Consider the following 23,602-nt stretch of genomic DNA (forward strand, 5'->3'; position numbering starts at 1 on the left):
CGAAAAATTTTTAATTCTAAAACTTTTTCAAATAATAAATAAAGAATATTATAAGGTAAGTTAAATTTAATTAAATGCTTTTCTGAAAAGAAAAGCTTCCTTCACTGTCAATTGTCAATTGTCCACTATCACATATATATTTCACAAATACTAAATTTGCATTATCTATTCTTTATTATTTATTATTTGCTCTTTATTCTTCGCAGTGAACTATAGAATCAATATAAAAATTTCCATACTCATATTTTATTAAAGTTAAATCTCCATTTTTTGTACCAAACTTCCAAAATAAATCTAGATTTTCTCCTAGAATATATGCATAAATACTCTTTATAACTCCTCCATGAGTTACTATCAATATGTCTTCATCATTCTGCTTTATTATATCTTCAATAAAGCCCTTTATTTTATTATAAAATTCTATGTAACTTTCTCCTTTAGGTGGAGCATAACTTTTCCAATCCTCTGTCCACCTTTTCCATTCTTCAGGGTAATCCCTTTGATTTTCTTCATAGTTTTTGCCTTCAAATACACCTAAATTCATTTCATTTATTCTTTTATCTTTTATAAATTCACATTCTTTATTCTTAACAGCAATTTGTGCTGTTTGTACAGCTCTTTTCATTGTACTAGTATATACCTTATTAAATTTTATCTCTTTTAATTTACTTCCTGCAGCTTCACTTTGAGCTTTTCCCTTTTGATTTAATTCTACATCTAATTTACCGTAGTAAACTTTTTTACTATTGCTCTCCGTTTCGCCATGCCTCAATAAATAAATATTCATTTATTGTTTTCCTCCTAAGAAATCCTCCTAGTTAAAATGCTTTTAATATCTCTATCCTAAGTATTAATACATTGTAAAACTATTAAAAATATATCACTTAATAGCTATATTTGCAAATACTCATCTAATAAAAATTTATATAAATAAAATACATTCATAAACTTAACAGTTTTCTTCTTTCTTCATATAATGTATTAACACCTGCTTCCTATAAATCATAACAATATTTAAAATGGCTTTATACTTAGTAGGAGGTGATATATATGTGTTGCTGTATAATATTTTCCATACTGTGGATAATATTTATTCTATTCTTATTTTGGATTTTAAGATTGATATTTAATTGCTTCTGCTCTTGTCGCTAATCTTACTAACTTATAAAGAAATTCTGGGGAAACCAATTTTAGGTTTTCCCTTTTTAATATACGAATTTTCCCTATAACATTACAAAAAAATAAAATCCCTAGCTAAGGTTTAAACAAAAGCTAGGGATTTTATTTATTTAATTGTATAGACGAATTTGATTCTGCCATAAACTACAAACACAGGAGTTTCGCTCCAATGTTGTTCCTCATCTCCTATCTACAATTATTTAGAAGCTTAGCTCTAGGCTATCTTCTTATTAGTTGGATTGCTACTTTTAACTTCTGGTTTTTCCATGCTTTCTTCTAAGCACTCTTCTATAACCTCTTGAGTTAATTTAAACATTTTATCTTCCTTCAATGCTATACACCTCCTTGTAAATTTTGTAAACTTATATTTACCATACAACAAAGTATATCACTTTAAAATAGAAATGCAAGCTCTTTTTTATGAGCTTGCAAACTTGAAAACATTTACTATTATTAATAAAATGTTAATTTTTTTTAGTGTCTTCTTCATTTATTATTCTAACAGGTAGAGAAATTATAAATTCGCTCCCCTTACCATATTCACTTATAACCTTAATACTTCCTTTATGCATTTCAACTAATGACTTTACAAGGGATAATCCTATTCCACTGCCTTCACAATTTTTGTTAAAATCTCTGTTTGCTTGCCTAAACCTTTCAAAAATAAACTTTTGCTTTTCCTTAGGTATACCTATACCTGTATCTTTTACAGAAATAATCAGCTCATTTCCATGATCGAACAGCCTCACATCTACTCTTCCTCCACTTGGAGTGAATTTAGCAGCATTGGATAACAAATTTAACATAATTCTATCTATTTTTTCTGGATCACATGCCATGGTTTTTTCCTCAACATCAGTATCAAATATCAAATTTATTCCCTTACTCTCCATATACTCTGCTACAGATAAAGTTGTTTCTTCTACTAAACTAACTATATTACAATTTTTTAAATCTGCTTCATAGAATCCTGTATCTATTTTAGTAATATCTATTAAATTACTTATAAGTTTTAATAATTTTAATGAATTTTGCTTAAGCACTTCAATTCTTTTACTAAGTCCTACGCCGCCTTTATCTACTATAGAGCCATTATCAATATACAGTTGAATTAACTGAAGGCTGCTTAGCATGACATTTAGCGGTGCTCTTAACTCATGAGATACATTGGCAAAAAACTCTGTCTTAACTTTGTCATACTCCTTAGCTTTATCCAATAATCCTTTAATTTGTAATAATTCTTCATCAGTTTTTCCCTTACAATCTTCATCTTTTATATTCAAAAGATTTTTGTAAGCTTCATTGATTTCCGTGTTATTTAATGATCTTTTATCCCTCATTTCCTCTCATCCCCCATATTTCATCTTGTATTTTTAATTTATAATTAAAAATTCCCATGACAAAACGCTGCAATTGTCAAATATTGTGTCATAATTACTATTATAGTATAATTTTAACATTACAATATTTATATTTCAACAAATTACAACAATATATTACTAATAATAATACTAATAAAAAAAGACTGCATATTCATTAATAATCTATGCAGTCTTTTACATTTATATAACTATTTTTTATATATATTTGTGCTTAAATCTACTATTTTTACTATAACTTCTACAGCCTTCTCCATAGCAAAGGTTGGTATATACTCATATTTACCATGAAAATTATGTCCCCCAGTAAATATATTTGGAGTTGGAAGTCCTTCAAAGGAAAGTCTTGCTCCGTCTGTTCCACCTCTTATTGGACTTATCTTAGGTGTAACACCTGCTTCCTCCATGGCCTTGTAAGCAATATCTACTATATATTTTACAGGCTCCACTTTTTCTTTCATATTAAAGTATTGATCCTTAAGTTCTAAGGCAATTGTATCTTTCCCATGTTTTTTATTTAAATCATCCACTATATTTTGTAAATATTCTTTTCTTTTTTGGAAACTATCTTTATAAAAATCCCTTATTATATACTGTAACTTTGTCTCTTCCACTTCACCATTTATAGATATTAAATGATAAAATCCTTCATGACCTTCAGTTCTTTCTGGTACTTCATCTTCTGGAATGCCATTCATTAGTTCTCTAGCTATTGTCATTGAATTTATCATTTTATCTTTAGCATAACCTGGATGAACATTTCTTCCCTTTATGCATATTTTAGCTCCTGCAGCATTAAAATTTTCAAATTCTAGTTCTCCAATAGCTCCTCCATCAATAGTATAAGCAAAATCAGCCGCAAATTTCTCCACATTAAAATGATCTGCTCCAGCGCCAATCTCCTCATCTGGAGTAAATGCTACACATATCTTTCCATGTTTTATATGAGGGTTATCCACTAAATATTTCATGGAAGTTACAATTTCTGCTACGCCTGCTTTATCGTCTGCTCCTAAAAGGGTAGTGCCATCTGCAGTTATTAAAGTTTTGCCTATGTAGTCTTTAAGCTCTGGAAAATCTTTAGGTGAAAGCACTATATTATCTTCTTTATTTAATATTATATCTTCGCCATTATAATTTTCTATAAATTTAGGTTTCACCTTTTCTCCACTCATATCTGGGCTTGTATCCATATGAGCAATAAAACCTATTACTGGAAGCTTTTTATCTATATTTGAAGGAAGTTCCCCCATAACATATCCATTTTCATCTACTGAAACATTTATTAGTCCTATTTCCTCTAACTCTTTACCAAGTTCCTTTGCAAAAAACATCTGACCAGGAGTACTTGGTGTTGTATTTGTAAGTTCATCTGATTTAGTATTAAAGCTTACATATTTTAAAAATCTTTCTATAACCTCTGACATATAATCACTCCTTACAATCTTTTTAGAATTGAATTTTATTTAAGTTTTCTTTAAGTACCTTAGCTGATTCTTTTAGTTCTTTCTCTTCCATAGGGTTCAAATTTACTTCTAGTATTCTCTTTACACCGCCTTCACCTACTACAGTAGGTATTCCCATGTATATGTCATCTATTCCAAACTGTCCCTTTAGTAAGGAAGACACTGTAAGTATGGAATCCTCATCTCTAATAATAGCCTCTACAATTCTTCTCACTGCCAAAGCTACAGCATAAGAAGTATATCCCTTTCTGTTTAATACCTCATATGCAGCATTCTTTACTTCCTCGGGAAGCCTTCTTTTGAAATCACCATCGCAGGATTTGCAGATATCGGTGCAGTAATCTTCAACACTAATACCAGCTATATTTGTTAGACTCCAAGCTGCTATTTCAGAATCACCATGCTCTCCTAAAATATATGTGTGTACATTTCTTACATCTATCTTAAAATGATCGCTTAAAAGATATCTAAATCTTGAAGTATCCAAGACTGTTCCTGAACCGATAACTCTTTCTGATGGAAATCCAGATAACTTATAGGTTACATATGTTAGTATGTCTACAGGATTTGATACTACTAGCAGTACAGAATTAGGACTATATTTAACTACCTCTGGTACAATACCTTTAAATATAGCAAAATTTTTATTTATTAAATCAAGTCTTGTTTCTCCTGGCTTTGGTCCTGCTCCTGCAGTTATTATAACCATATCTGAATCTTTAGTATCCTTGTAATCCCCAGCTATTATATTTACAGGCTTTACAAATGAAACACCATGAGACAAATCCATAGCTTCTCCCTCTGCCTTTTCTCTATTTATATCAACAATAACTATTTCTGAAGCCAATCCTTCCATCATAAGTGCGTATGCTGTGGTAGAGCCAACAAAGCCTGCACCAATTATGGATATCTTAATTCCTTTTCTATTCATATCTATTACCACCTTATCCACTAATTCCTTCTTGTTATATTATATGTTAAATGATAACTATTATCAAGTAACTTTTATTGAATTTTACATTGTCATAAATATATACATATTGTTCCCATAATCATGGTAAATATTATATTTGAAGGAAATTATCAATGTGGAAAAGATACAAATACCTTTCCTTAACCTTTTTCCCCGTTATTCTTTCTAAAGCTTCACTATAGTATTCTAATTGAATAGAATATTTTTTCTTTATATCTTCAATATTCTCTACATAGTCCGTTTTATAATCTACTAGTACTAAGCCATCCTCTTCTTCAAAATAAAGGTCTATTACTCCTTGGAGAAGTACTTTCTCATCACCATATATATGTTCCTGCAAATCCTTATATATATCTGTGCTCTTCATTTCTATATAAAAAGGAGTTTCTCTTTTTACTAAGATGGACTTCTTTACTCTTTCTCCTAAAGAACTTTTAAAGAAATTAAGTATTTTATTTACTTTTATAACCTTTGCCTGCTCCTCTGTTAAAAATTCATTTACTACCATATAGTTTATTTGACTATTTATTTCTTCTATGCTAGAGGTCTTATCCATATCCACATGCTGCATTACTAGATGCATCAATATACCCCTTTCAGCAGAAGTAAATCTTTTTTCATTTTCTAAGAATAAAGGCTTCTTTAGTAAAGAAGCAGATATAATAGGCTGTGAATTTTCGTTATCTACAGGTGAAAATCTTCTTTTTAATTCAGATACAGAAAATTTTGCAGGTATACTACATGATTCTATATATTTATACTTCCAATTAAGCCTTTTCTCCAATTCATCTTTATATTTGCTCTCATGTGAGGTAAACTGTAAACTTTCTAATTCCTTTAATATATCTATTTCTTCCTTTTCCACCTTATTTCCTTCTATTAGTTCATTCTTATTCCACAACTTTATCTTCCATTTTGATTCATCTAATATTATTTTCTCACAAGGATTAATTATTCCAGCTCTCTTTCTTAAATCCAATCCTTGTCTATGCCTTGATATGGCTGGAACTATCCAATCTAAATAATTTTTTCCTTCCATCAAAGCATATTCTGGTATTTTGTCCCCTTCTTCCATGCCAATATGGCACCACTTATCTATTGAATCATCTAGATTATTCACCATACCTGTAATAATAAGTTTTTCCTTTGCTCTAGTGAATGCTACATAAAGTATTCTCATTTCTTCGGACAGTGTTTCCAGCTTTATTTTCCTTTTAATTACCTGTTTTATAATAGTAGGATAACTTATTCTTTTCTCCAAATCCACATAGTCAGGACCTAAACCTAGTTGTTGGTGGTATAATATGCTTTTTCTCATATCCTGCATATTAAAGTTTTTTCCTGTGGCTGCCACAATAACCACTGGAAATTCTAATCCTTTACTTTTATGTATGCTCATGATTCTTACTACATCTTCATTTTCTCCAAGTATCTTTGCACTTCCCATATCACCGCTGCTGTTCTTTAACTTATTTATAAAGCTTATAAAATTAAATAATCCTCTGTAGCTGGTATTTTCATACTGCTTTGCCCTTTCAAACAGTACTCTTAAATTAGCCTGCCTTTGAACTCCCCCTGGCATAGCCCCAACAAAACCATAGTATCCAGTATCCGTATAAAGATGCCATATGAATCCATCTATATTCATATGAAGAGATTTTTCTCTCCATTGTTCCAGTTTATTTAGAAAATCCTTAACTTTTTTTATAAGACCTCCATTTAAAGTTTTAATATAATTTGTTTCTTCCTCTGTGCAAAGATCTTCTCTGTCTATTTTCTTTAATCCTTCATATATACTTGTTTCTCTATTTACAAGTCTTATATCTATAATTTCCTCTGGGGTAAAAGAAAATATAGGAGATCTTAGTGTAGCAAGGAGTGGTATATCCTGTCTGGGATTATCAATTATTTGAAGCAAAGATAAAATAGTTTTAATTTCTGTGGTTTCAAAATATCCCGATGATGTATCTGCAAAAACTGGTATTCCCCTATTATTAAGTTCCTCCATAAATATAGGTGCCATTTGCGCTGTAGCCCTCATAAGTATAACAATATCCCTATATTGGATATTCCTGTAGCTGCCAGTATTTTTATCTACTACTTTAAAAGGTTTTTCCCCCTCTATAAGATTTTTTATTATTTTAGCCACCATAGCCCCTTCTAATTGTATATTATCCGGCTGCTCCTGTTCTTCGAAAAATATGCCCTTATCATCTTCTTCGTAGGAACTCATATCTCCATTTCCAGTATTGTTTTTTTCCATAAGATGCATTTCTATAGGTCCAGCATAGTTTATGTGTTCTTCTGGAATAGGAAACTCTGCTCCTGGATTTAATTTTTCTCCCTTATCATAATCCAATTCACCAATATTTTTGCACATTATCTGTCCAAAAATAAAGTTAACTCCATCTATTATCTCTTTTCTACTTCTGAAGTTCTTAAAAAGCTTTATCTTTCTATTGGTACTCCCTTCTTCTTCCGAATAGCTATTATATTTTTCTAAAAATAGTTCTGGCTTTGCCTGTCTAAATCTATATATACTTTGCTTTACATCTCCAACCATAAACATATTAGGTCTATTAAGTCTTTCCTCTTCTAAAACAATATTAGGCTGTCTTGATACTGCATTTAATATAACTTCCTGTACTAAATTACTGTCTTGGTACTCATCTACCAAAATCTCCTGAAACTTTTTCCTATATTCTATAGCTATTGCCGAAGGGATTATCTCTCCTTTACTATTAAAATCCGTTAATATTTCCAAAGCAAAGTGTTCTATATCGTTAAAATCTATAATATTTTTCTCTCTTTTTTTATTTTTATAAATGCTGTTAAATTCCATAACTAATTGTGATAAACACTTCATTCTAGGGTATAGCTTCTTTAGCCTTTCTCCTACATTGTCACTTCCTACAAATATGTCTTCTTTAATCTTTTCAATTTTTTCTTTAACTTTTTTTCTTATATCTAGTGCCTTATCCTTTATTCCTTTAATGGATTCTGCAACTCTTTTTCTCGGAAGAGTTCCAAAATTAAAATCCATAATCTGTCTATTTAATTCCTGCCAAGATGAGCTATTTGCAATACCTGATACTACCTGCAAATCCCCCTTAAAAACCTCAATGTACTGCTCTAACCCATCAGTTTCCTCTAATATTTTTAAAGCTCTTTCCATTTTTGTCTTTAATCCTGATAATTCAATTTTCACATCTTCCAAAATTATTTTAGCCCAAATAGAATCTTCAAATTTAAAATCTTCTCCTACATTGAAGCTTTCCGCTACTTCAAAAAGCCATTTTTCTGGCCAGGGAAGACTCTGCGAAAAGGAATATAAGCTTTCAACTATATCTAAAACCTTTCTATCATCCCTTCCTCCATAGGAATCCACTAGTTGCAAAAATTCCTCTTTGCAGTTATCCTCCTCATATTTTTCTTCAAATAATTCCTCTAGAGCTTCCTGTTTTAACAATACTGTTTCTGTGCTATCTCCAACTCTAAAGCTAGGATCTATATCTATTATATGAAAGTTATTACGTATAACCTGAAGACAAAATGAATGAATGGTAGTAATATTAGCTTTATTTAGTAAGACAAGCTGTCTTTGCAAAGTTTTTGAGTCTGGATTTTTATCTAATTCTTTAGATATAGCTTCCCCTATTCTTTCCTTCATTTCCGATGCCGCCGCGTTGGTAAATGTCACCACTAACAGTTTATCTATGTCTATAGGATTATCCATATCCATTGTCTTCTCTATAATTCTCTGCACTAATACTGCAGTTTTTCCTGAACCCGCAGCTGCAGCTACAAGCAAATTGCAATCCTTTGTATATATGGCATCTTCCTGTTCTTTTGTCCATTTCATATCTGCCATAACTTCCCCTCCAAATTCTTAATATGTAAACATTTTATCATATCTGCTGTTTAATATGAATTATTATACATGAATATTATTAAGAAAGAGGCTATCACATTAGCGACAGCCTCTTTCTTATATTCATTATTTATTTAAAAAATCCAAAGCCACTTGGGCATAGCTACTTGCCCCTATAGGTAAAGCATCTTCATCTACATTAAAGAAATTAGAATGATGAGAATAACAGCAATTCTTTTCCTCATTACGTCCTCCAAGGAGCATTAAAGCCCCTGGCACCTTTGCTACATACTCTGAAAAGTCCTCTGAGCCCATAATCTTTCCAAGATTAATAATATTTTCTTGTCCAATTAACTTTCCTACAGCTTCTTTTGCTAAGATTGCAGAAGTTTCTTCATTTGTAGTAGAACTGCATATAAAGTCATATTTAAAGTCATATTCACAACCATAAGCTTCACAAGTACCTTTTATCATTTTTTCCATCCACTTAGGCATAGCTTTTCTGCAATAATCTGTAAAAGCTCTATTCATTCCTGTAATTTCAGCTTTTCCAGGAACTACATTATATCTTTCTCCTGCATTAATGGTCCCTATATTTATTACAATAGGGTTTCTAGCATCATTTATTCCAGTTACTAAAGTATGAAGTCCCTGTAATACTGCAGTAGCACATGTAATTGCATCTACTCCCTGCCATGGAGATGATCCATGACATGATTTCCCTTTAATAGTGATATTCCATACATCTCCTGAAGCCATAATTGGTCCTGGCTGCAAACTTACTTTACCTACAGGAATATCTGACCAAATATGCATACCAAATATCATATCTACCTTAGGGTTTTCTAGCACTCCACCCTCTATCATCTTTTTGGCTCCTTTAGCCACCTCTTCTGCAGGCTGAAAAATAAATTTCACACTTCCATTTAGTTCACTTTTCATTTCAGAAAGTATTTTTGCTGCTCCTAACAGCATAGCAGCATGAAAATCATGTCCACATGCATGCATCATTCCTGGTACCTCAGAACTAAATTCCAGTCCAGTTTCCTCATTAACAGACAAGGCATCTATATCAGCACGAAGTGCTACTACTTTACCTTCCTTCTCTCCTTTTAGAAGACCAACTACTCCAGTTCCTCCTATTGTAGTTACTTCAAGCCCCATATTTTCTAACTCTTCTTTTATTCTTTTAGAAGTTCTGTACTCCTTAAAAGATGGTTCTGGATGTCTGTGAAAATCTCTTCGTAAATCTACCATCCATGAATAGTATTCCTTTGCTAACTCTAAAGTCTTCATTTGTAAATCCGTTACATAAAATCTACTAAAATCTAATACTTAAAGATTTATTGATGCATTTTTATCCCTGTCAATCCTACTATTGCATGATGGACAAGTAAAAACTCTATCTTTAAGTTTTAAATCTTTCTTTATTGCTCCACAACAAGAACAAGTTTTACTTGAAGGATAAAACCTATCTGCTTTTACAAATTCAATACCATTAAATTTACTTTTATATTCTAAAATACTAGTAAACTTATGGAAACATCGTTCTTGTATAGCCTTTGATAAGTGCCTATTCTTAAGCATACCTTTTACATTTAAATCTTCAACAACTATTCTGCTTGGCTTGGTTTTCACTATTGCAGTTGTTATTTGATGAATATGATTTAAACGTATATTTGAAAGCCTTCTTTGAATAAGTTTTATTTCTCTTTCGAGTTTTTTAATATTATTAGTTTTAGTAAATTTATAACGGTTTTCACCTTCCTTTCCTATTTGAATTTTACCATTTTCATATTTTCTTGAAGCTTGTTTCTGCTTCCTTTTTAATTTCTTTTTTAGTCTTTTGACTTCTTTAGTTTTATTGATATTTTTAAATGGTTTATCTATATTTGAAACTATTGCCAAATCTTTCAATCCCAAATCTACACCTATTGATATACCTGTATTTTCTGATATAGTTTCTTCTTTTTCTATGCCTACAGATATATACCAAAACTTCCCGTCAAAGCTTATCCGTGGATTAGTGTATTTAATATTCATAGGTATTTGTTCCACTGTTTCAATCCAACCTACTTTTTCAATTAATATTATATTTTCTTTAACTTTAAGTTTTAATGTATCATTGTAGAATGATGGTTTACTTTTTCTTCGGCTCTTAAATTTTGGCTTATCAGCTAAACCTTTAAAAAAATTTTTATAAGCATTACAAGCATCTTTTACAGCCTGTTTTGCTACATTATTAGATACTTCGTTAAGCCAGTTAAGTTCTGATTTCTTTAGAATAGTTAACTCTTTTCTTAAATCTCCATCTTTTATGAACTTACCGACCTTTTTATAGTTCTCTTCTTGTCTTGCAAGTGTCCAATTATAAATAAATCTTGCAGTACCAGCAGATTGCCATAATTTTTGCTCCTGCTCTATATTAGGAATAATTCTAACTTTCTTCGCCAGTATCATTCTCTAACAACCCCTTAATCATCTTTTTGTTTATTACTTGATACTCTGCAATATCCTATTACTTTTCTATTTTTCTTAACAAATGGCACTTGCAAAACTTGATTAATTTGTTGTTCAGAATAATAACGATGTCCACCTTCTGTTACATGATGTGGTTTTAATTTTTCTTCCTTATCCCACAGTCTTAAAGTTTGAATATTTTTCCCTACTAATTTTGAAAATTGACCAATTGTATAATATTTCATGCTACCACCTTTTTATACATATTATGATAGCATAGAGCTAATAATATTCTAATATATTTTAGTAGGTTTTAGTAATTATAGTTAAACTGTTCCCCCCTTGAATAATGTATTGTAATATTTGATAGAAAATGTCCTTATTTTCTATCAAACATTTATATTCTTATTTTTTATGTATAATATCTCCTGAACATAGGATAGATTTGACACTACACAGGATTGAAAGCGTAGGACTCTTTGGTGATAGTCATTAGTGCGTTTCCAATAACCATAAATTTTGATTTTAAGTTAGATGTTATCATATAAATTTTGCAATGTCAACCAGCTATTCATGTGGTTTCCATTAGTTTTATTCCAATTAATCCATATGCTCAAATGCATGTTATATTCAAATTTGTATATAATAAACCTATATTTTAAAAGGAAGGTGTGTTTACATGGATAAAACAACTATAATGGGCATAGTTATTGACCCACGAAATACCCATGCAGTAGATGTACAGAATATACTTACAAGACATGGGTGTATAATAAAAACTAGACTAGGGCTTCATGAAACATCGGATGGTTCTTGCTCTCATAAGGGAACAATTTTACTCCAACTTTGTGGAAGCAATGAAGAAATAGGAATATTAGAAAAGGACTTATTGAAGATAGATGATATTAAAGTTAATAAAATGGAAATATAGTAATGTATAAGGCTGCTGCCAACATATAATTGACAACAGCCTTCACTGATCTATGCAAACAACTTAATCAAAGCACTAGCCAAAATCAAGATAAAAGCCCCCCCTAAACGAGAAGATATTTGAGCAAATGGCATTAATTCCATTCTTTTTGAAGCAGATAATACAGCTACATCTCCAGTTCCACCCATATTAGCCATACATAATCCTGCTGTAATAGCTGATTCTATCGGATAAAATCCTACTAGTTTTCCTACTAAAGCTGCCCCTAAGGCTGCTCCCACTACAGTTATAGCTACAAGAATTAAGTATTGAACACTAAATGCCTGCGCTACTTCATTCAGATCTGTATAGGCAACCCCTATTCCTACTAATAGAGCTGAAGTAAAATTTTTTACTATAAATTGATACCACTGAGCTGCTGCCAATTCATATTCCCTTGGCATTTTTCCGATTATTTTTATTGCTGCTACAGATAATATCATCCAAGCATATTGATGAATACCAGGCAAAAACTTAGCAATTATGCAGCCTACACAGAAGAAAGTCAATGCAATTAAAAGACCGTTCCCCATTTTACCTAAATCTATTTCATTTTTTTCTGCTTTCTCCTCAACTATTTCCTGAGATTTGTCCCTCATCAGGCTTCCATTACCTGTTAAACTTGGTTTTGTTTTTCCCAATTTATCAAGCAATCCTCCCATAACTATGGAAAGTGCATTTCCAAGAGCTACTGCAGGTACCATAACTGATAACATCTTAGCCGGATCCACATTAAAACCTGAACCAAATATTTTTGAAAGTGGTACTGCACCTGCTCCCATACCACCACCAATTATAGGTATCCCTATATAAAATATTGCCTGTTTAGCTCCATATCCCATTAATCCCCCGGCAACGCCGACAAATACCAGAGAGACCACTATACATCCTAATATAGCTGGAAGGTATCTAACAGCAGCCTTAACCAATAAATTTCTATTCATTCCTAAAATGCTTCCTGTTATAAGAGCTGCAATATAAAAATCTAAAAAACCTTCTCCTTTCATAAAGTTAGATATTATGGTTACTGTAGATTTTGGAAAAATTTTAAAAGTAACAAAAGCTGCTGAGACAAATATTACAATAATAGGCCCTCCTCCCAAATAGTCCTTTACAATAGGCATATGGTCTCCTATTTCATTTAGTATTGCTCCAACTACCATCATAACTGCAAGGGCTCCAATTTGCCCCTTGGGCAATACATCTAAATAACATGTTGCTAATACTACAACTGAAATAACTAGAAACATTGGAATTGACATCCCCATAATTTTATAACTGTTACCCTTAACCAATTTTATCCCCCCAAGCCAAACTATTTTTTATAATAATAATATGCAGAACATATTTTCAATATTATGAAAATTGTAAATTTAATTAATTTCATATTAATCCTTTTTTTAATCTAACTTTACACAAAATTTATAACCCATTGGGAAGTTTTATGATATACTATTTGTAAAATTATTTAAACCAGATGGAGATGAAGTTGTATGAAATTATGCGAAATATGTAATAAAAATGTGGCTTCAATATTTACAGCAAAATTAGAAAATGGTAAACCCCATATAATGGGTGTTTGTATAGAATGTGCTAAGAAATTAGGGCTTAATGTTCCTCTTAATCAGTTAATGGAAGCTACAGGCATGAGTCCAGAAGATATGGAGAACTATACTGATGAAATGAATAATATGCTTGAAAATGTAGATATGAATGAAATTGCCAATGATGAATCCTTTGCCAATTTCTTCAGCAATTTGAATAAAATTTCGCCAGTAAACAATTTGCAAAATCCTAAAGAAGAAAAATCTGATAAAAATGAAAATATGAATTCAGATATAAAGACTAAAAATACAATATTTAAAAAGAAAAGAAGTAATCTAGATAAGTATGGAATAAATTTAACTGAGAAAGCTAAAAGAAATGAAGTAGATACTGTTATAGGAAGAAATAGAGAAATAGATAGAGTTATTCAAATACTAAACAGAAGGACTAAAAACAATCCTGTGCTTATAGGAGAACCTGGTGTAGGTAAAACTGCTATAGCTGAAGGATTGGCAGTCAGAATTGCAGAAAAGCAAGTTCCAGAAAAATTATTTAATGCGGAAATATATCTTCTAGATTTAACTTCAGTGGTAGCAGGTACTCAGTTTAGGGGTCAATTTGAAGGTAGAATGAAAGCTATTATAGATGAGGCAAAGAAATCTGGAAATATAATTCTTGTTATTGATGAAATACACAATATAATGGGTGCAGGAGAAGCCCAAGGAGGAGCTTTAAATGCAGCAAACATCCTAAAACCTGCCTTGGCCAAAGGTGAGATACAGGTGATTGGTACAACAACCTTAGAAGAATATAGAAAATATATAGAAAAGGATTCAGCCCTAGAAAGAAGATTTCTCCCTATATTAGTTGAGGAACCTTCCCCTGAAGAAACTATAGAAATACTAAAAGGTATAAGAAAATATTATGAAGATTATCATAAAGTAAAAATATCTGATGAAGTAATAGAGGAAGCAGTAAAGTTGTCCGTAAGATATATAAATGATAGATATTTGCCGGACAAAGCTATCGATATAATTGACGAAGCAAGTTCAAGAGCCAATCTAAAAAATAAGGGACTTGTTGAACTTAAAGCATTAAAAGAAGATCTAGAGAATCTACAAAAGAATACGCTACAAGCTGCAGATAATGGTAATTACGAAAAAGCAGCAGAATATAAAGCAGAGGAATGTAGACTTCAAGGAAAAATTAAGGAACTCAATGAAGAAGTTAGCAATGTAGAACTTAGCCTAAATGATGTAGCTTCTGTTATAGAAGCCTGGACTAAAATACCTGTTCATAAAGTAAAAGAAAATGAGGGAGAACAGCTATTAAACCTTGAAGAAAGACTTCATAAAAGAGTAATAGGTCAAGACGAAGCAGTAAGATCTTTGTCCCGAGCAATACGTCGCAATAGACTTGGATTTAGAAAGAAAAGAAAACCTTCTTCCTTTATATTTGTAGGCTCTACTGGAGTAGGTAAGACAGAACTGGTAAAAGCTCTTGCCTCAGAACTCTTTGGAAGCGAAGAAGCCTTGATAAGAATTGATATGTCTGAATATATGGAAAAGCATACTGTGTCCAAACTTATAGGTGCCCCTCCAGGATATGTAGGCTATGATGAAGGCGGTCAATTAACAGAAAAGGTAAGAAGAAAACCTTATTCTGTAATTCTTTTCGATGAAATTGAAAAAGCCCATCCTGATGTATTTAATATGCTTTTACAAATACTTGAAGATGGCAGGCTTACAGATAGTCAAGGAAGAACTGTTTATTTTGATAACACTGTAATAATTATGACTTCCAATGCAGGAACTAATTTCAAAGCTTCTAAAATAGGTTTTGGAAATGAAAGCTATGCAGCTCTTGAATCTTACGCAAAAGATGCTTTAAAGGAATTTTTCAAACCTGAATTTTTAAATAGAATAGATGAAATAATAGTATTTAAAAATCTTAAAAAAGAAGAACTTTATAAAATCATCGATCTAATGCTAAAAGAAGTAAAAGAAGAGCTGTCAGAAAAGCATATAAGTATATCTGTACTTCCAGAGGTAAAAGATTTCATATTAAAGGAAGGTTATGACGAAAAATATGGTGCTAGACCTTTAAGAAGAACTATTCAAAAATACATTGAAGATGAGATTGCAGAACAATATTTCTTAGGTAAAGTAAAAGAAGGTTCTAATATAGAAATATCCATTGAAAATGGAAAAATTGTTCTTAATGAGCATAATATTTAAAGTTGACAGTTGACAGAGGACAATTGACAGTTAAGGATAAAACTCTCCGAGTTTTTAAATTAAATACTTCGAGGCTGTCGCACTAAAATTAGTGCGACAGTTTTTTGCATAAAAAAATAAATCTTCCACTCGAAAGAGTGAAAGATTTATAGTAAAATTAACATATGAGAAAATATATTAATTTGTATAAAAATTATACTTCAAATCGTGGAAATTATCAATTAAAACTTCCATTAAATATTGAGTACATGATTCCAAATAATGATTCAGTGCGTTTGCTAAGTCAATTTGTAGAGGAGATGGATTTAACAGATTTATATTTGACTTATTCCCGGTTAAGGGAAAATCAGGCTACGCCTCGTCAGATGCTAAAGATTGTACTTTATTCTTATATGAATCATAATTATTCATCAAGGGCAATGGAGCTATCCTGCAAAAGAGATGTAAATTTCATGTGCCTTTTAGAAGATTCACCAGTACCAGATCATTCTTCGTAGTCTTCACTTCGCTCCCTGTTCAGAAACAATTATGGCTAAAATGACAATTTTTCTTTATGATATTGGAGAAATATCAGGAGATTCTATATTTATTGATGGTACAAAAATGGAGGCATGTGCTAACAAGTATACTTTTGTTTGGAAAAAAGCAGTTTCAAAAAATTTGGAGAGATTACTTTCTAAATTAGCTGATTTCGTAACTGAATGTGAGGAACTATATGGGATAAAGCTTGTATACGATAATAAAGTAAAAATGAAGCATGTAAAAAAGCTACACAAGAAGCTTTACGCCTTGAAACAAAAAGAAAATATTGAATTTATACATGGATGTGGTAAAAGAAAAACTCCAATTCAACGTTCTATCGAAAAACTCAAGGAATATCTTAATAAATTAAAAGAATATACGCAGAAAATTCATACCTGCGGCAAGCGTAATAGCTATTCAAAAGCAGATAAAGATGCAACATTTATGAGGATGAAAGAAGACGCCATGAAAAACGGTCAATTGAAACCTGCTTATAATGTGCAGCATGGAGTTGATTCTAAATATATAGTGTGGCTTACTGTAGGCGATCAGCCTGCTGACACTACAACATTGATTCCATTTCTAAAAAGCATGGAAGACTTTTTGCATTTTAGATATTTAAAAATAACTACAGACTCAGGTTATGAAAGTGAAGAAAATTATTACTATATTAAAGAAAATAGAAAGTTATCATATATTAAGCCGGCAAATTATGAAATAGCAAAAACAAGATAAAGTGCGCTATTTTTTAAGTATTGAACTTACTTAGGTTTAAAGCATCATTAAAATTTCTATAAAACACCTAAAAAACGCTGCCGCGTTAGCAAATTTTTTATGCTAATGCGACAGCTCCTTCATTAATTATTAACTCTTACTTCTTAGTTCTTACTTCAAATACAAATTTCAACTTGACATAATGATAATGGATAAAAATTATCATTAACTGTCCACTGTCAATTGTCAATTGTCAACTAAAAGAACTCTAAGCTCCATATGCTGATAGCTTGTCCATTCCTACATTAATAAACTTCCATATTCCGCTTATATTTTCATATCCTTTGGAGTATATGGCTCCATCTTCAAAACTGTATCCAACTTTGTTAAGTTCTTGACGATTCTCTTTATTATTTCTTACATCATTTAAATCTTCTACATTAATTTCAACTTTATTCCCTTTATTAGTTTTTACTAATGCTATAAATTTAGGTAAAGTACTTTCCTCATCGTTGATACAAAATAAATCTATAATTTTAAAGTTAATGCACTCTTCTAAAGATAATACATTCCTGTAAATACTCCATCCCTGAGCTAATGAAGCATAATCACCTACTTTAAATACACTTTCTCCAATCATGCATGACTTTATTTTATCTTTTGTTAACATATTATATCCCTCCATAATCTTTAGCTATTTTATTTCTTGATAATATTATAACAATCATGTTAAATGTTTGTCAATATATTTTTGCCTTTATCAAACACTTGCCATCTATCTATCTGCAATAATACTTTTGTTTCTTTTATCTAAGGTATTAAAACATTTATAAAAATAAACTGTTCCACCTATATACATTATGGCAGTTATAAAATAAGGTATTTCATAGCCATTAGCTAAGTTATTCATTATGAAACCTGCTACCATAGCACTTAAAGCTCTACTTAAATTACTTGAAATATTTATTATGCTTGAAAAAATAGGTCTATGATCATTATCCACCATTTCCATAGAAAGGTTGGACGTAATAGGGCCTGCCATATTCATAAGAGCATTCCTTATAAATAGTGCTAAAGACACTATTATTACTGATGGCGGTAAAGCTATAAGCATTAAAAATGGGACAGAAAGAGTTTGACAAATAATTATAGTTTTTATTTTGCCATATCTTTTAGCCATAATTGGAGTAATAAGCCCTCCTATACCCATGGCTCCTTGTGCTAAAGCCATTATAATTCCTATGGATTCCGTAGATACATTTACTTTATATTTTAAATAAACATTAAAATAAGGTACTACTAGACCCGCTCCAAAACCTATTATAAAATTATATATAACATATTGGGAAGGATGTTTTTGTTTTAATACATATATATACTTCTTTATTAAATTTTCATTTTTCCCTACATTATGAGCATTACTATCCTTTATCTTTATGGCAAAAACACAAGCCACAAAACCTATTATTCCTGAAACTATTATGGAATATTTTAAAGCTTCTATAGAAGTTAATTTAAACTCAAGTCTTTGAGATATTTGTCCAAAAGAAAAGTAACCAATCATATTTGAAAATACATTTACCACAAAAGATGTGCTGAAAAGTCTTAGTCTATTTTTTTCTGTACTATTTTCCATAAAAAATGGCCCTTCTGAAACCAACAAAAAGGATGTGGCGGCTCCCTGCATAACTGCAAATAATAGCATAAGCCATCTATTGCTAAAATATCCTTGGCATATATTCATCAAGGGCACAAAAATAAAGGCCATCATCATTGCCTTTTTCTTTCCCATTTTATTAACAAAAATAGCACAAGGTATGGAAAATACTGCTGTAGCTAATATCTTTAAACTTAGTATAGTACCTAGGAAGCTTTCCCCATAGTTTAGCTCCTTTATGTATATTCCCTGAAGCATACTAAAAGCCCCTGATGAAATATAGAAAAATGCTATACTATATAAATATAATAATGCATTTTGAGGGATTTCTTTTAACTTACCTTTTGCTAACATAGCTTCACCCATATTCTTAAATTATTGTATATTTACTATTATACTGCAATGTAAAAAAAAGTGCGATGCACTTTTTTAATTAATAGTGAATATGTTAATTATTTATTTTAACTATTTTCTCTTCTATGTTAGACATATTTTCTTCAACTTGAACAAGTCCCTCCGCCTGTTCATTGGTTTTTACCAGATTTTCATCTACTGTGTTAGCTATATATATAATAAATTTTTTTATTTCTTCTAATATTCCTTCTATATCCTTTAAAGAATCTGCAGAATTCAAAGATAACTTTCTAATTTCTGTAGCAACTACAGAAAATCCCCTTCCATATTCTCCTGCCCTGGCTGCTTCTATAGCCGCATTTAATCCTAAAAGATTTGTTTGCCTAGCTATATTTTTTATAAAATCCAATACCTTATTTATGTTTACTATCTCATCTTCCAGCTTCTTTGCTGTATCTCTTATATTTTCACTAGTACCAGAGATATCTTCTGCCGATTTAGAAATACCTTTAATTAGATCTGTAACTTCCTGTATTTTTGCTGAAACTGTACTAATAGTTTCATGTTTTGCTTCTTCTTTAATTCTTTTATTGATTTCTTCCTCAATAATCATTGCTGCCATTTGCTGCAGTGGCTTAACCATATCCGGATCACCTGTTAATCCAATGCATCCCACAATTTCACCATTTATAACTACAGGTCCATTATACCCTGGTAAAACTCCTTTAAGTTTTTTTGCTTCCTCTACAGTAATAGATGCTGATTTTATTTCCCCGTTAATAATTTTTTTTGCGGCTTCATGAATACTACCAAGCCTTTCTTTCTGAGCTGTAGCAATAATCTCTCCACCTTCGCCCATTACATTTACATTTTTACCTGTAATGTTATTTAACATTTCTACAGTTTTTTCTGCTAAATCCTTTGGTATTTTATGCTTCCATTCCATTGTCGACCTGGTTAAGAAAACTTGAACAAACTTAACCTCTCCTTCCCTTATTTTGTAGTTTTATTTCCAAGTTTTATTTGATGTTAAAACCAATATATTTTATTATATACCTAAGTAAATCTACTATTTGGTGTCTACACTTTTATACTATCACTATGGTAATCACTAGGATTGCATTCGCTTACATTATATCATTTAATAGCTAATTTTCAAATAATTTAATCATAATGAGTTAAGCACTAAAAAAATATTTTTTAAAAACCTATTGCAATATACTTTTAAATGCACTATAATTAAAAACAATTTAAAACTATGAAAGACAGTAGTAAACAATCATTCATTTTCAGAGAGCTGATGTTTGGTGAAAATCGGCAGTGAAGCTTGTTGAATCCGGTCTGGAGCTGTATAGGAGTAATAACCTATACCGGACTAATTCCGTTAAAATTGAGAGACTACTTGCAAGTAGTAAAATAAGGTGGTACCACGTGGAAATTTATCTCCGTCCTTAGCTTTTGGCTAGGGACGGTTTTTTTACTTAAGAATAATTGAACATTTAAAACATATTAACATACTATAAATAATTAAATTTAATTAACTGGGGCAAAAATCAACTTAAATATTGGAGGGTTATTTATGAATAAGTTATTGATGACTCCGGGACCAACAAATGTTCCTGAGAGGGTTATAAAAAAAATTAGCCAAGGAATGTTACATCACAGAACTAAAGAATACAGTAAAATATTTGGAGAGTTAAACGAAAGATTAAAATATGTTTTTCAAACCAAAAATTCAGTGCTTACTTTTCCGTCATCTGGTACTGGTGGATTGGAAGCTGCACTTGTAAATTCATTCTCTAAAGGAGATAAAATTTTAGCTGTATCCATAGGTGATTTTGGAGATAGATTTATTAAAATTGCTAAAACCTATGGATTGGATGTAGATGAAATTAAAATTCCTTGGGGAAGTGCTGTTACCATAGATAAAATAAAAGAAAAACTTACAGATGAGCATAAAGGCCTTATAATCACTCATAATGAAACTTCTACAGCAGCTGTAAATCCTATAAAAGAAATTGGAGAATTCTTAAAGAATAAAAATATACTTTTTATAGTTGACGCTGTAAGTTCCCTAGGTGGAATTGATATAAAAATGGATGATTGGGGTATTGATGTGTTAGTTACTGCTTCTCAAAAAGCTTTAATGAGTCCTCCTGGTCTAGCTTTTATAGGAGTAAGTGAAAAGGCCTTAGAAAGTGCAGAAAAATCAAACTTACCAAAATTCTATTTCGATTTTCTAAATGCTAAGAAGTTTTTAGACAAAGAGAATCCGGAGAACCCTTATACTCCTGCAGTTCCACTTATCGTTGGAGCAAATGAAGCATTAAAAATGATTGAAGAAGAAGGCTTAGAAAATGTATTTTTAAGGCATAAAAATTTGGCAAATAAATTTAGAGAAGAAGTTAAAAAAATGGGTCTTACCCTTTTCACAGATCCAAATGCTTTTTCAAACACAGTAACTGCAATAAATATAGAGGATGGAAAAGCCTCTTTTATAAAAGAAAACTTAGAAAAAAACTATGGGATAATTATAGCTGGTGGACAAGGATATACCAAAGGAAAACTTATAAGAATTGGTCACATGGGCTATGTTAATGAAGAAATGATAGACAGAACTTTAAATGCTTTAAAAAATTCAATTTAAACAAAATAACTGGAGGTAATAAACATGGAATTAAAAAAGGTATTGATAATTGATAAAATAGATGATTTAGGAATAGAACTTTTAAAGAAGGAACCAAACTTTCAAATAGATATAAAAATAGGTATAGCAAGGGAAGAATTATTAAATGTAATTGGTGACTATGATGGCCTTATAATAAGAAGTGATGCAAAAATTGATGCTAAACTTATGGAAAAGGCTACAAAGCTTAAAATAGTTGGCAGAGCTGGTAATGGAGTAGATAATATTGATATTCCTGAAGCTACAAAAAGAGGTATAATTGCAGCTAATACTCCTGACAGCAATAGCATTTCAGCCTGTGAGCTTACCATAGGATTATTACTATCAACATCAAGAAATATCCCACAATCAGATAAATTTTTAAAGGATGGAAATTGGGATAGAGATAGCTTCATGGGAAATGAACTATATAATAAGACCTTAGGAATTATAGGTCTTGGAAGAATTGGAGCTCTTGTTGCCACAAGAATGAATGCCTTTGGCATGAAAGTCATAGCCTATGATCCTTATATTGCAAATGAAAGATTTGAAAGATACAATGTGGAGAAAAAAAATACTTTAGAAGAATTATTAAAGGAATCTGACTATATAACTATCCATACACCAAGAACAGAAGAAACTATAGGAATCATTGGAGAAAAAGAAGTAGATCTTATGAAAAATGGGGTTAGAATTATAAATTGCGCTAGGGGAAAACTTATGGAGGAAGACGCACTATGCAAAGGTCTTGCTAGTGGTAAAATTGCAAGCGTTGGATTAGATGTTCATGAAAAAGAACCTAGATATAGTGCAGAGTTATATAAGTTCCCAAATGTAGTAGTTACCCCTCATATAGGTGCCACTACAGTAGAAGCTCAGCAAAATGTAGGTATTACTATAGCTCAGCAAGTTATAAAAGGCATTAAAGGTGAAATCGTACCAAATGCTGTTAATCTTCCTACTATCCACAGAGATGAACTAAAAGAAATAAAACCTTATATTGATTTAATGGAACAACTAGGTAAAATTTATTATCAAATAAATAAAGAAGCAGTTAAATTCGTTGAAATAACCTACTGGGGAGAAATAGCTTGCCAAGATACAGAAATGGTTACTATAGCCTTTACTAAAGGATTATTAGAGCCTGTAATATCAGATAGAGTAAACTATATTAATGCAAGATTAAAAGCTAAAGAAAGTGGAATAGGAATAACCACAAAAAATATTTATGAACACTATAATAATTATTCAAATTTAATAACCATAAAAATAACAGATAATAAATGTGGTATATTTACACTATCAGGAACCCTTTCCACTAAAGGGGAAGGTAAAATTGTGGAAGTATTAGGTTATGAGGTAGATGTAAAACCTACTGATTATATGTTATTTCTACAAAATAAGGATGTCCCCGGTGTTATAGGTCAAGTGGGAACCTTTATAGGAAATGAAAATATTAACGTTGCCACTATGCAAGTAGGAAGAAAATTAAAAGGTGATAAAGCTTTAATGATTTTAAATATTGATGATAGAATAGATAAAAAAGCTTTGGACAAATTTGTTTCAATAGATAACATAATATGGGCAAAAGTTATAGAACTTTAATCTTA

The 23,602-nt window shown here is 31.0% G+C and carries 17 protein-coding genes, 1 pseudogene and 1 other annotated feature; of the genes and pseudogenes, 6 read left to right on the plus strand and 12 right to left on the minus strand.

Annotation, left to right across the window (positions count from 1 at the left end):
• Positions 1-193: 193 nt before the first annotated feature.
• The 8 genes and pseudogenes from cobC to CLLI_RS08640 all read right to left on the minus strand — a co-directional run.
• Positions 194-787, minus strand: coding sequence for an alpha-ribazole phosphatase (gene cobC, locus CLLI_RS08605; protein WP_106063806.1), 594 nt, complete (start codon positions 785-787; stop codon positions 194-196).
• Between the two features lie 856 nt (positions 788-1,643).
• Positions 1,644-2,519, minus strand: coding sequence for a sensor histidine kinase (locus tag CLLI_RS08610; RefSeq protein WP_106063807.1), 876 nt, complete (start codon positions 2,517-2,519; stop codon positions 1,644-1,646).
• Between the two features lie 230 nt (positions 2,520-2,749).
• Complete coding sequence (gene pepT, locus CLLI_RS08615) at positions 2,750-3,985, minus strand: peptidase T (protein ID WP_106063808.1); 1,236 nt, start codon at positions 3,983-3,985, stop codon at positions 2,750-2,752.
• A gap of 22 nt (positions 3,986-4,007) precedes the next feature.
• The gene (locus CLLI_RS08620) at positions 4,008-4,955 is read right to left on the minus strand and encodes an L-lactate dehydrogenase (RefSeq protein WP_106063809.1); all 948 of its coding nucleotides are present in this window, start codon (positions 4,953-4,955) and stop codon (positions 4,008-4,010) included.
• 133 nt (positions 4,956-5,088) lie between these two features.
• Complete coding sequence (gene addA, locus CLLI_RS08625; protein ID WP_106063810.1) at positions 5,089-8,868, minus strand: helicase-exonuclease AddAB subunit AddA; 3,780 nt, start codon at positions 8,866-8,868, stop codon at positions 5,089-5,091.
• Between the two features lie 126 nt (positions 8,869-8,994).
• Complete coding sequence (locus CLLI_RS08630) at positions 8,995-10,164, minus strand: M20 metallopeptidase family protein (protein WP_106063811.1); 1,170 nt, start codon at positions 10,162-10,164, stop codon at positions 8,995-8,997.
• 39 nt (positions 10,165-10,203) lie between these two features.
• Positions 10,204-11,328, minus strand: coding sequence for an RNA-guided endonuclease InsQ/TnpB family protein (locus CLLI_RS08635; RefSeq protein ID WP_106063812.1), 1,125 nt, complete (start codon positions 11,326-11,328; stop codon positions 10,204-10,206).
• Between the two features lie 17 nt (positions 11,329-11,345).
• A pseudogene (locus CLLI_RS08640) lies at positions 11,346-11,573 on the minus strand (MerR family transcriptional regulator); the annotation flags it as partial.
• Between the two features lie 434 nt (positions 11,574-12,007).
• Between CLLI_RS08640 and CLLI_RS08645 the strand changes: the two are divergent.
• On the plus strand, positions 12,008-12,259 hold the full coding sequence (locus tag CLLI_RS08645) for a CPF_0552 family protein (protein WP_106063814.1): 252 nt from the start codon (positions 12,008-12,010) through the stop codon (positions 12,257-12,259).
• A gap of 50 nt (positions 12,260-12,309) precedes the next feature.
• On the opposite strand, the gene CLLI_RS08650 is transcribed toward CLLI_RS08645, so the two are convergent.
• A complete protein-coding gene (locus CLLI_RS08650) occupies positions 12,310-13,593 on the minus strand; it encodes a 2-hydroxycarboxylate transporter family protein (protein WP_242975565.1) in 1,284 nt (427 codons plus the stop codon).
• A 198-nt stretch (positions 13,594-13,791) separates the two neighbouring features.
• Here CLLI_RS08650 and CLLI_RS08655 point away from each other — a divergent pair, with 198 nt between their 5' ends.
• The 3 genes from CLLI_RS08655 to CLLI_RS08660 all read left to right on the plus strand — a co-directional run bounded on the left by CLLI_RS08655 (position 13,792) and on the right by CLLI_RS08660 (position 17,337).
• Positions 13,792-16,080 (plus strand): ATP-dependent Clp protease ATP-binding subunit, encoded by a 2,289-nt coding sequence (locus CLLI_RS08655; RefSeq protein WP_106063815.1) that lies wholly within the window; start codon positions 13,792-13,794, stop codon positions 16,078-16,080.
• Between the two features lie 182 nt (positions 16,081-16,262).
• Positions 16,263-16,577 (plus strand): transposase, encoded by a 315-nt coding sequence (locus CLLI_RS15185; protein ID WP_341457001.1) that lies wholly within the window; start codon positions 16,263-16,265, stop codon positions 16,575-16,577.
• Between the two features lie 31 nt (positions 16,578-16,608).
• Complete coding sequence (locus tag CLLI_RS08660; protein WP_341457002.1) at positions 16,609-17,337, plus strand: transposase; 729 nt, start codon at positions 16,609-16,611, stop codon at positions 17,335-17,337.
• A 247-nt stretch (positions 17,338-17,584) separates the two neighbouring features.
• Here the strand turns inward: CLLI_RS08660 and CLLI_RS08665 are convergent, their stop codons facing one another.
• The 3 genes from CLLI_RS08665 to CLLI_RS15005 all read right to left on the minus strand — a co-directional run bounded on the left by CLLI_RS08665 (position 17,585) and on the right by CLLI_RS15005 (position 20,273).
• The gene (locus tag CLLI_RS08665) at positions 17,585-17,986 is read right to left on the minus strand and encodes a hypothetical protein (RefSeq protein ID WP_106063816.1); all 402 of its coding nucleotides are present in this window, start codon (positions 17,984-17,986) and stop codon (positions 17,585-17,587) included.
• 105 nt (positions 17,987-18,091) lie between these two features.
• Complete coding sequence (locus tag CLLI_RS08670; protein WP_170063684.1) at positions 18,092-19,327, minus strand: MFS transporter; 1,236 nt, start codon at positions 19,325-19,327, stop codon at positions 18,092-18,094.
• A gap of 94 nt (positions 19,328-19,421) precedes the next feature.
• Positions 19,422-20,273: a methyl-accepting chemotaxis protein gene (locus CLLI_RS15005; protein ID WP_106063818.1), complete on the minus strand. Its 852-nt coding sequence runs from the start codon at positions 20,271-20,273 to the stop codon at positions 19,422-19,424.
• 303 nt (positions 20,274-20,576) lie between these two features.
• Positions 20,577-20,783, plus strand: a binding site (T-box leader).
• A 123-nt stretch (positions 20,784-20,906) separates the two neighbouring features.
• Between CLLI_RS15005 and CLLI_RS08680 the strand changes: the two genes are divergently transcribed.
• A complete protein-coding gene (locus tag CLLI_RS08680; protein ID WP_106063819.1) occupies positions 20,907-21,974 on the plus strand; it encodes a pyridoxal-phosphate-dependent aminotransferase family protein in 1,068 nt (355 codons plus the stop codon).
• Between the two features lie 24 nt (positions 21,975-21,998).
• Positions 21,999-23,597 carry a phosphoglycerate dehydrogenase gene (gene serA / locus CLLI_RS08685; protein ID WP_106063820.1) on the plus strand — a complete coding sequence of 533 codons (1,599 nt, stop codon included), beginning with the start codon at positions 21,999-22,001 and terminating at the stop codon, positions 23,595-23,597.
• Positions 23,598-23,602: the final 5 nt, after the last annotated feature.

The organism is Clostridium liquoris (assembly GCF_002995785.1).
Lineage (GTDB): Bacteria > Bacillota > Clostridia > Clostridiales > Clostridiaceae > Clostridium_AO > Clostridium_AO liquoris.

Bases quoted from the DNA above. Each gene is read 5' to 3' on its own strand.
- addA (WP_106063810.1), bottom strand. From the start codon at position 8,868: ATGGCAGATATGAAATGGACAAAAGAACAGGAAGATGCCATATATACA.
- pepT (WP_106063808.1), bottom strand. From the start codon at position 3,985: ATGTCAGAGGTTATAGAAAGATTTTTAAAATATGTAAGCTTTAATACT.
- CLLI_RS08635 (WP_106063812.1), bottom strand. From the start codon at position 11,328: ATGATACTGGCGAAGAAAGTTAGAATTATTCCTAATATAGAGCAGGAG.
- cobC (WP_106063806.1), bottom strand. From the start codon at position 787: ATGAATATTTATTTATTGAGGCATGGCGAAACGGAGAGCAATAGTAAA.
- CLLI_RS08670 (WP_170063684.1), bottom strand. From the start codon at position 19,327: ATGTTAGCAAAAGGTAAGTTAAAAGAAATCCCTCAAAATGCATTATTA.
- CLLI_RS08645 (WP_106063814.1), top strand. From the start codon at position 12,008: ATGGATAAAACAACTATAATGGGCATAGTTATTGACCCACGAAATACC.
- serA (WP_106063820.1), top strand. From the start codon at position 21,999: ATGGAATTAAAAAAGGTATTGATAATTGATAAAATAGATGATTTAGGA.
- CLLI_RS08620 (WP_106063809.1), bottom strand. From the start codon at position 4,955: ATGAATAGAAAAGGAATTAAGATATCCATAATTGGTGCAGGCTTTGTT.
- CLLI_RS08610 (WP_106063807.1), bottom strand. From the start codon at position 2,519: ATGAGGGATAAAAGATCATTAAATAACACGGAAATCAATGAAGCTTAC.
- CLLI_RS08665 (WP_106063816.1), bottom strand. From the start codon at position 17,986: ATGTTAACAAAAGATAAAATAAAGTCATGCATGATTGGAGAAAGTGTA.
- CLLI_RS08680 (WP_106063819.1), top strand. From the start codon at position 20,907: ATGAATAAGTTATTGATGACTCCGGGACCAACAAATGTTCCTGAGAGG.
- CLLI_RS08660 (WP_341457002.1), top strand. From the start codon at position 16,609: ATGGCTAAAATGACAATTTTTCTTTATGATATTGGAGAAATATCAGGA.
- CLLI_RS15005 (WP_106063818.1), bottom strand. From the start codon at position 20,273: ATGGAATGGAAGCATAAAATACCAAAGGATTTAGCAGAAAAAACTGTA.
- CLLI_RS08630 (WP_106063811.1), bottom strand. From the start codon at position 10,164: ATGAAGACTTTAGAGTTAGCAAAGGAATACTATTCATGGATGGTAGAT.
- CLLI_RS08655 (WP_106063815.1), top strand. From the start codon at position 13,792: ATGAAATTATGCGAAATATGTAATAAAAATGTGGCTTCAATATTTACA.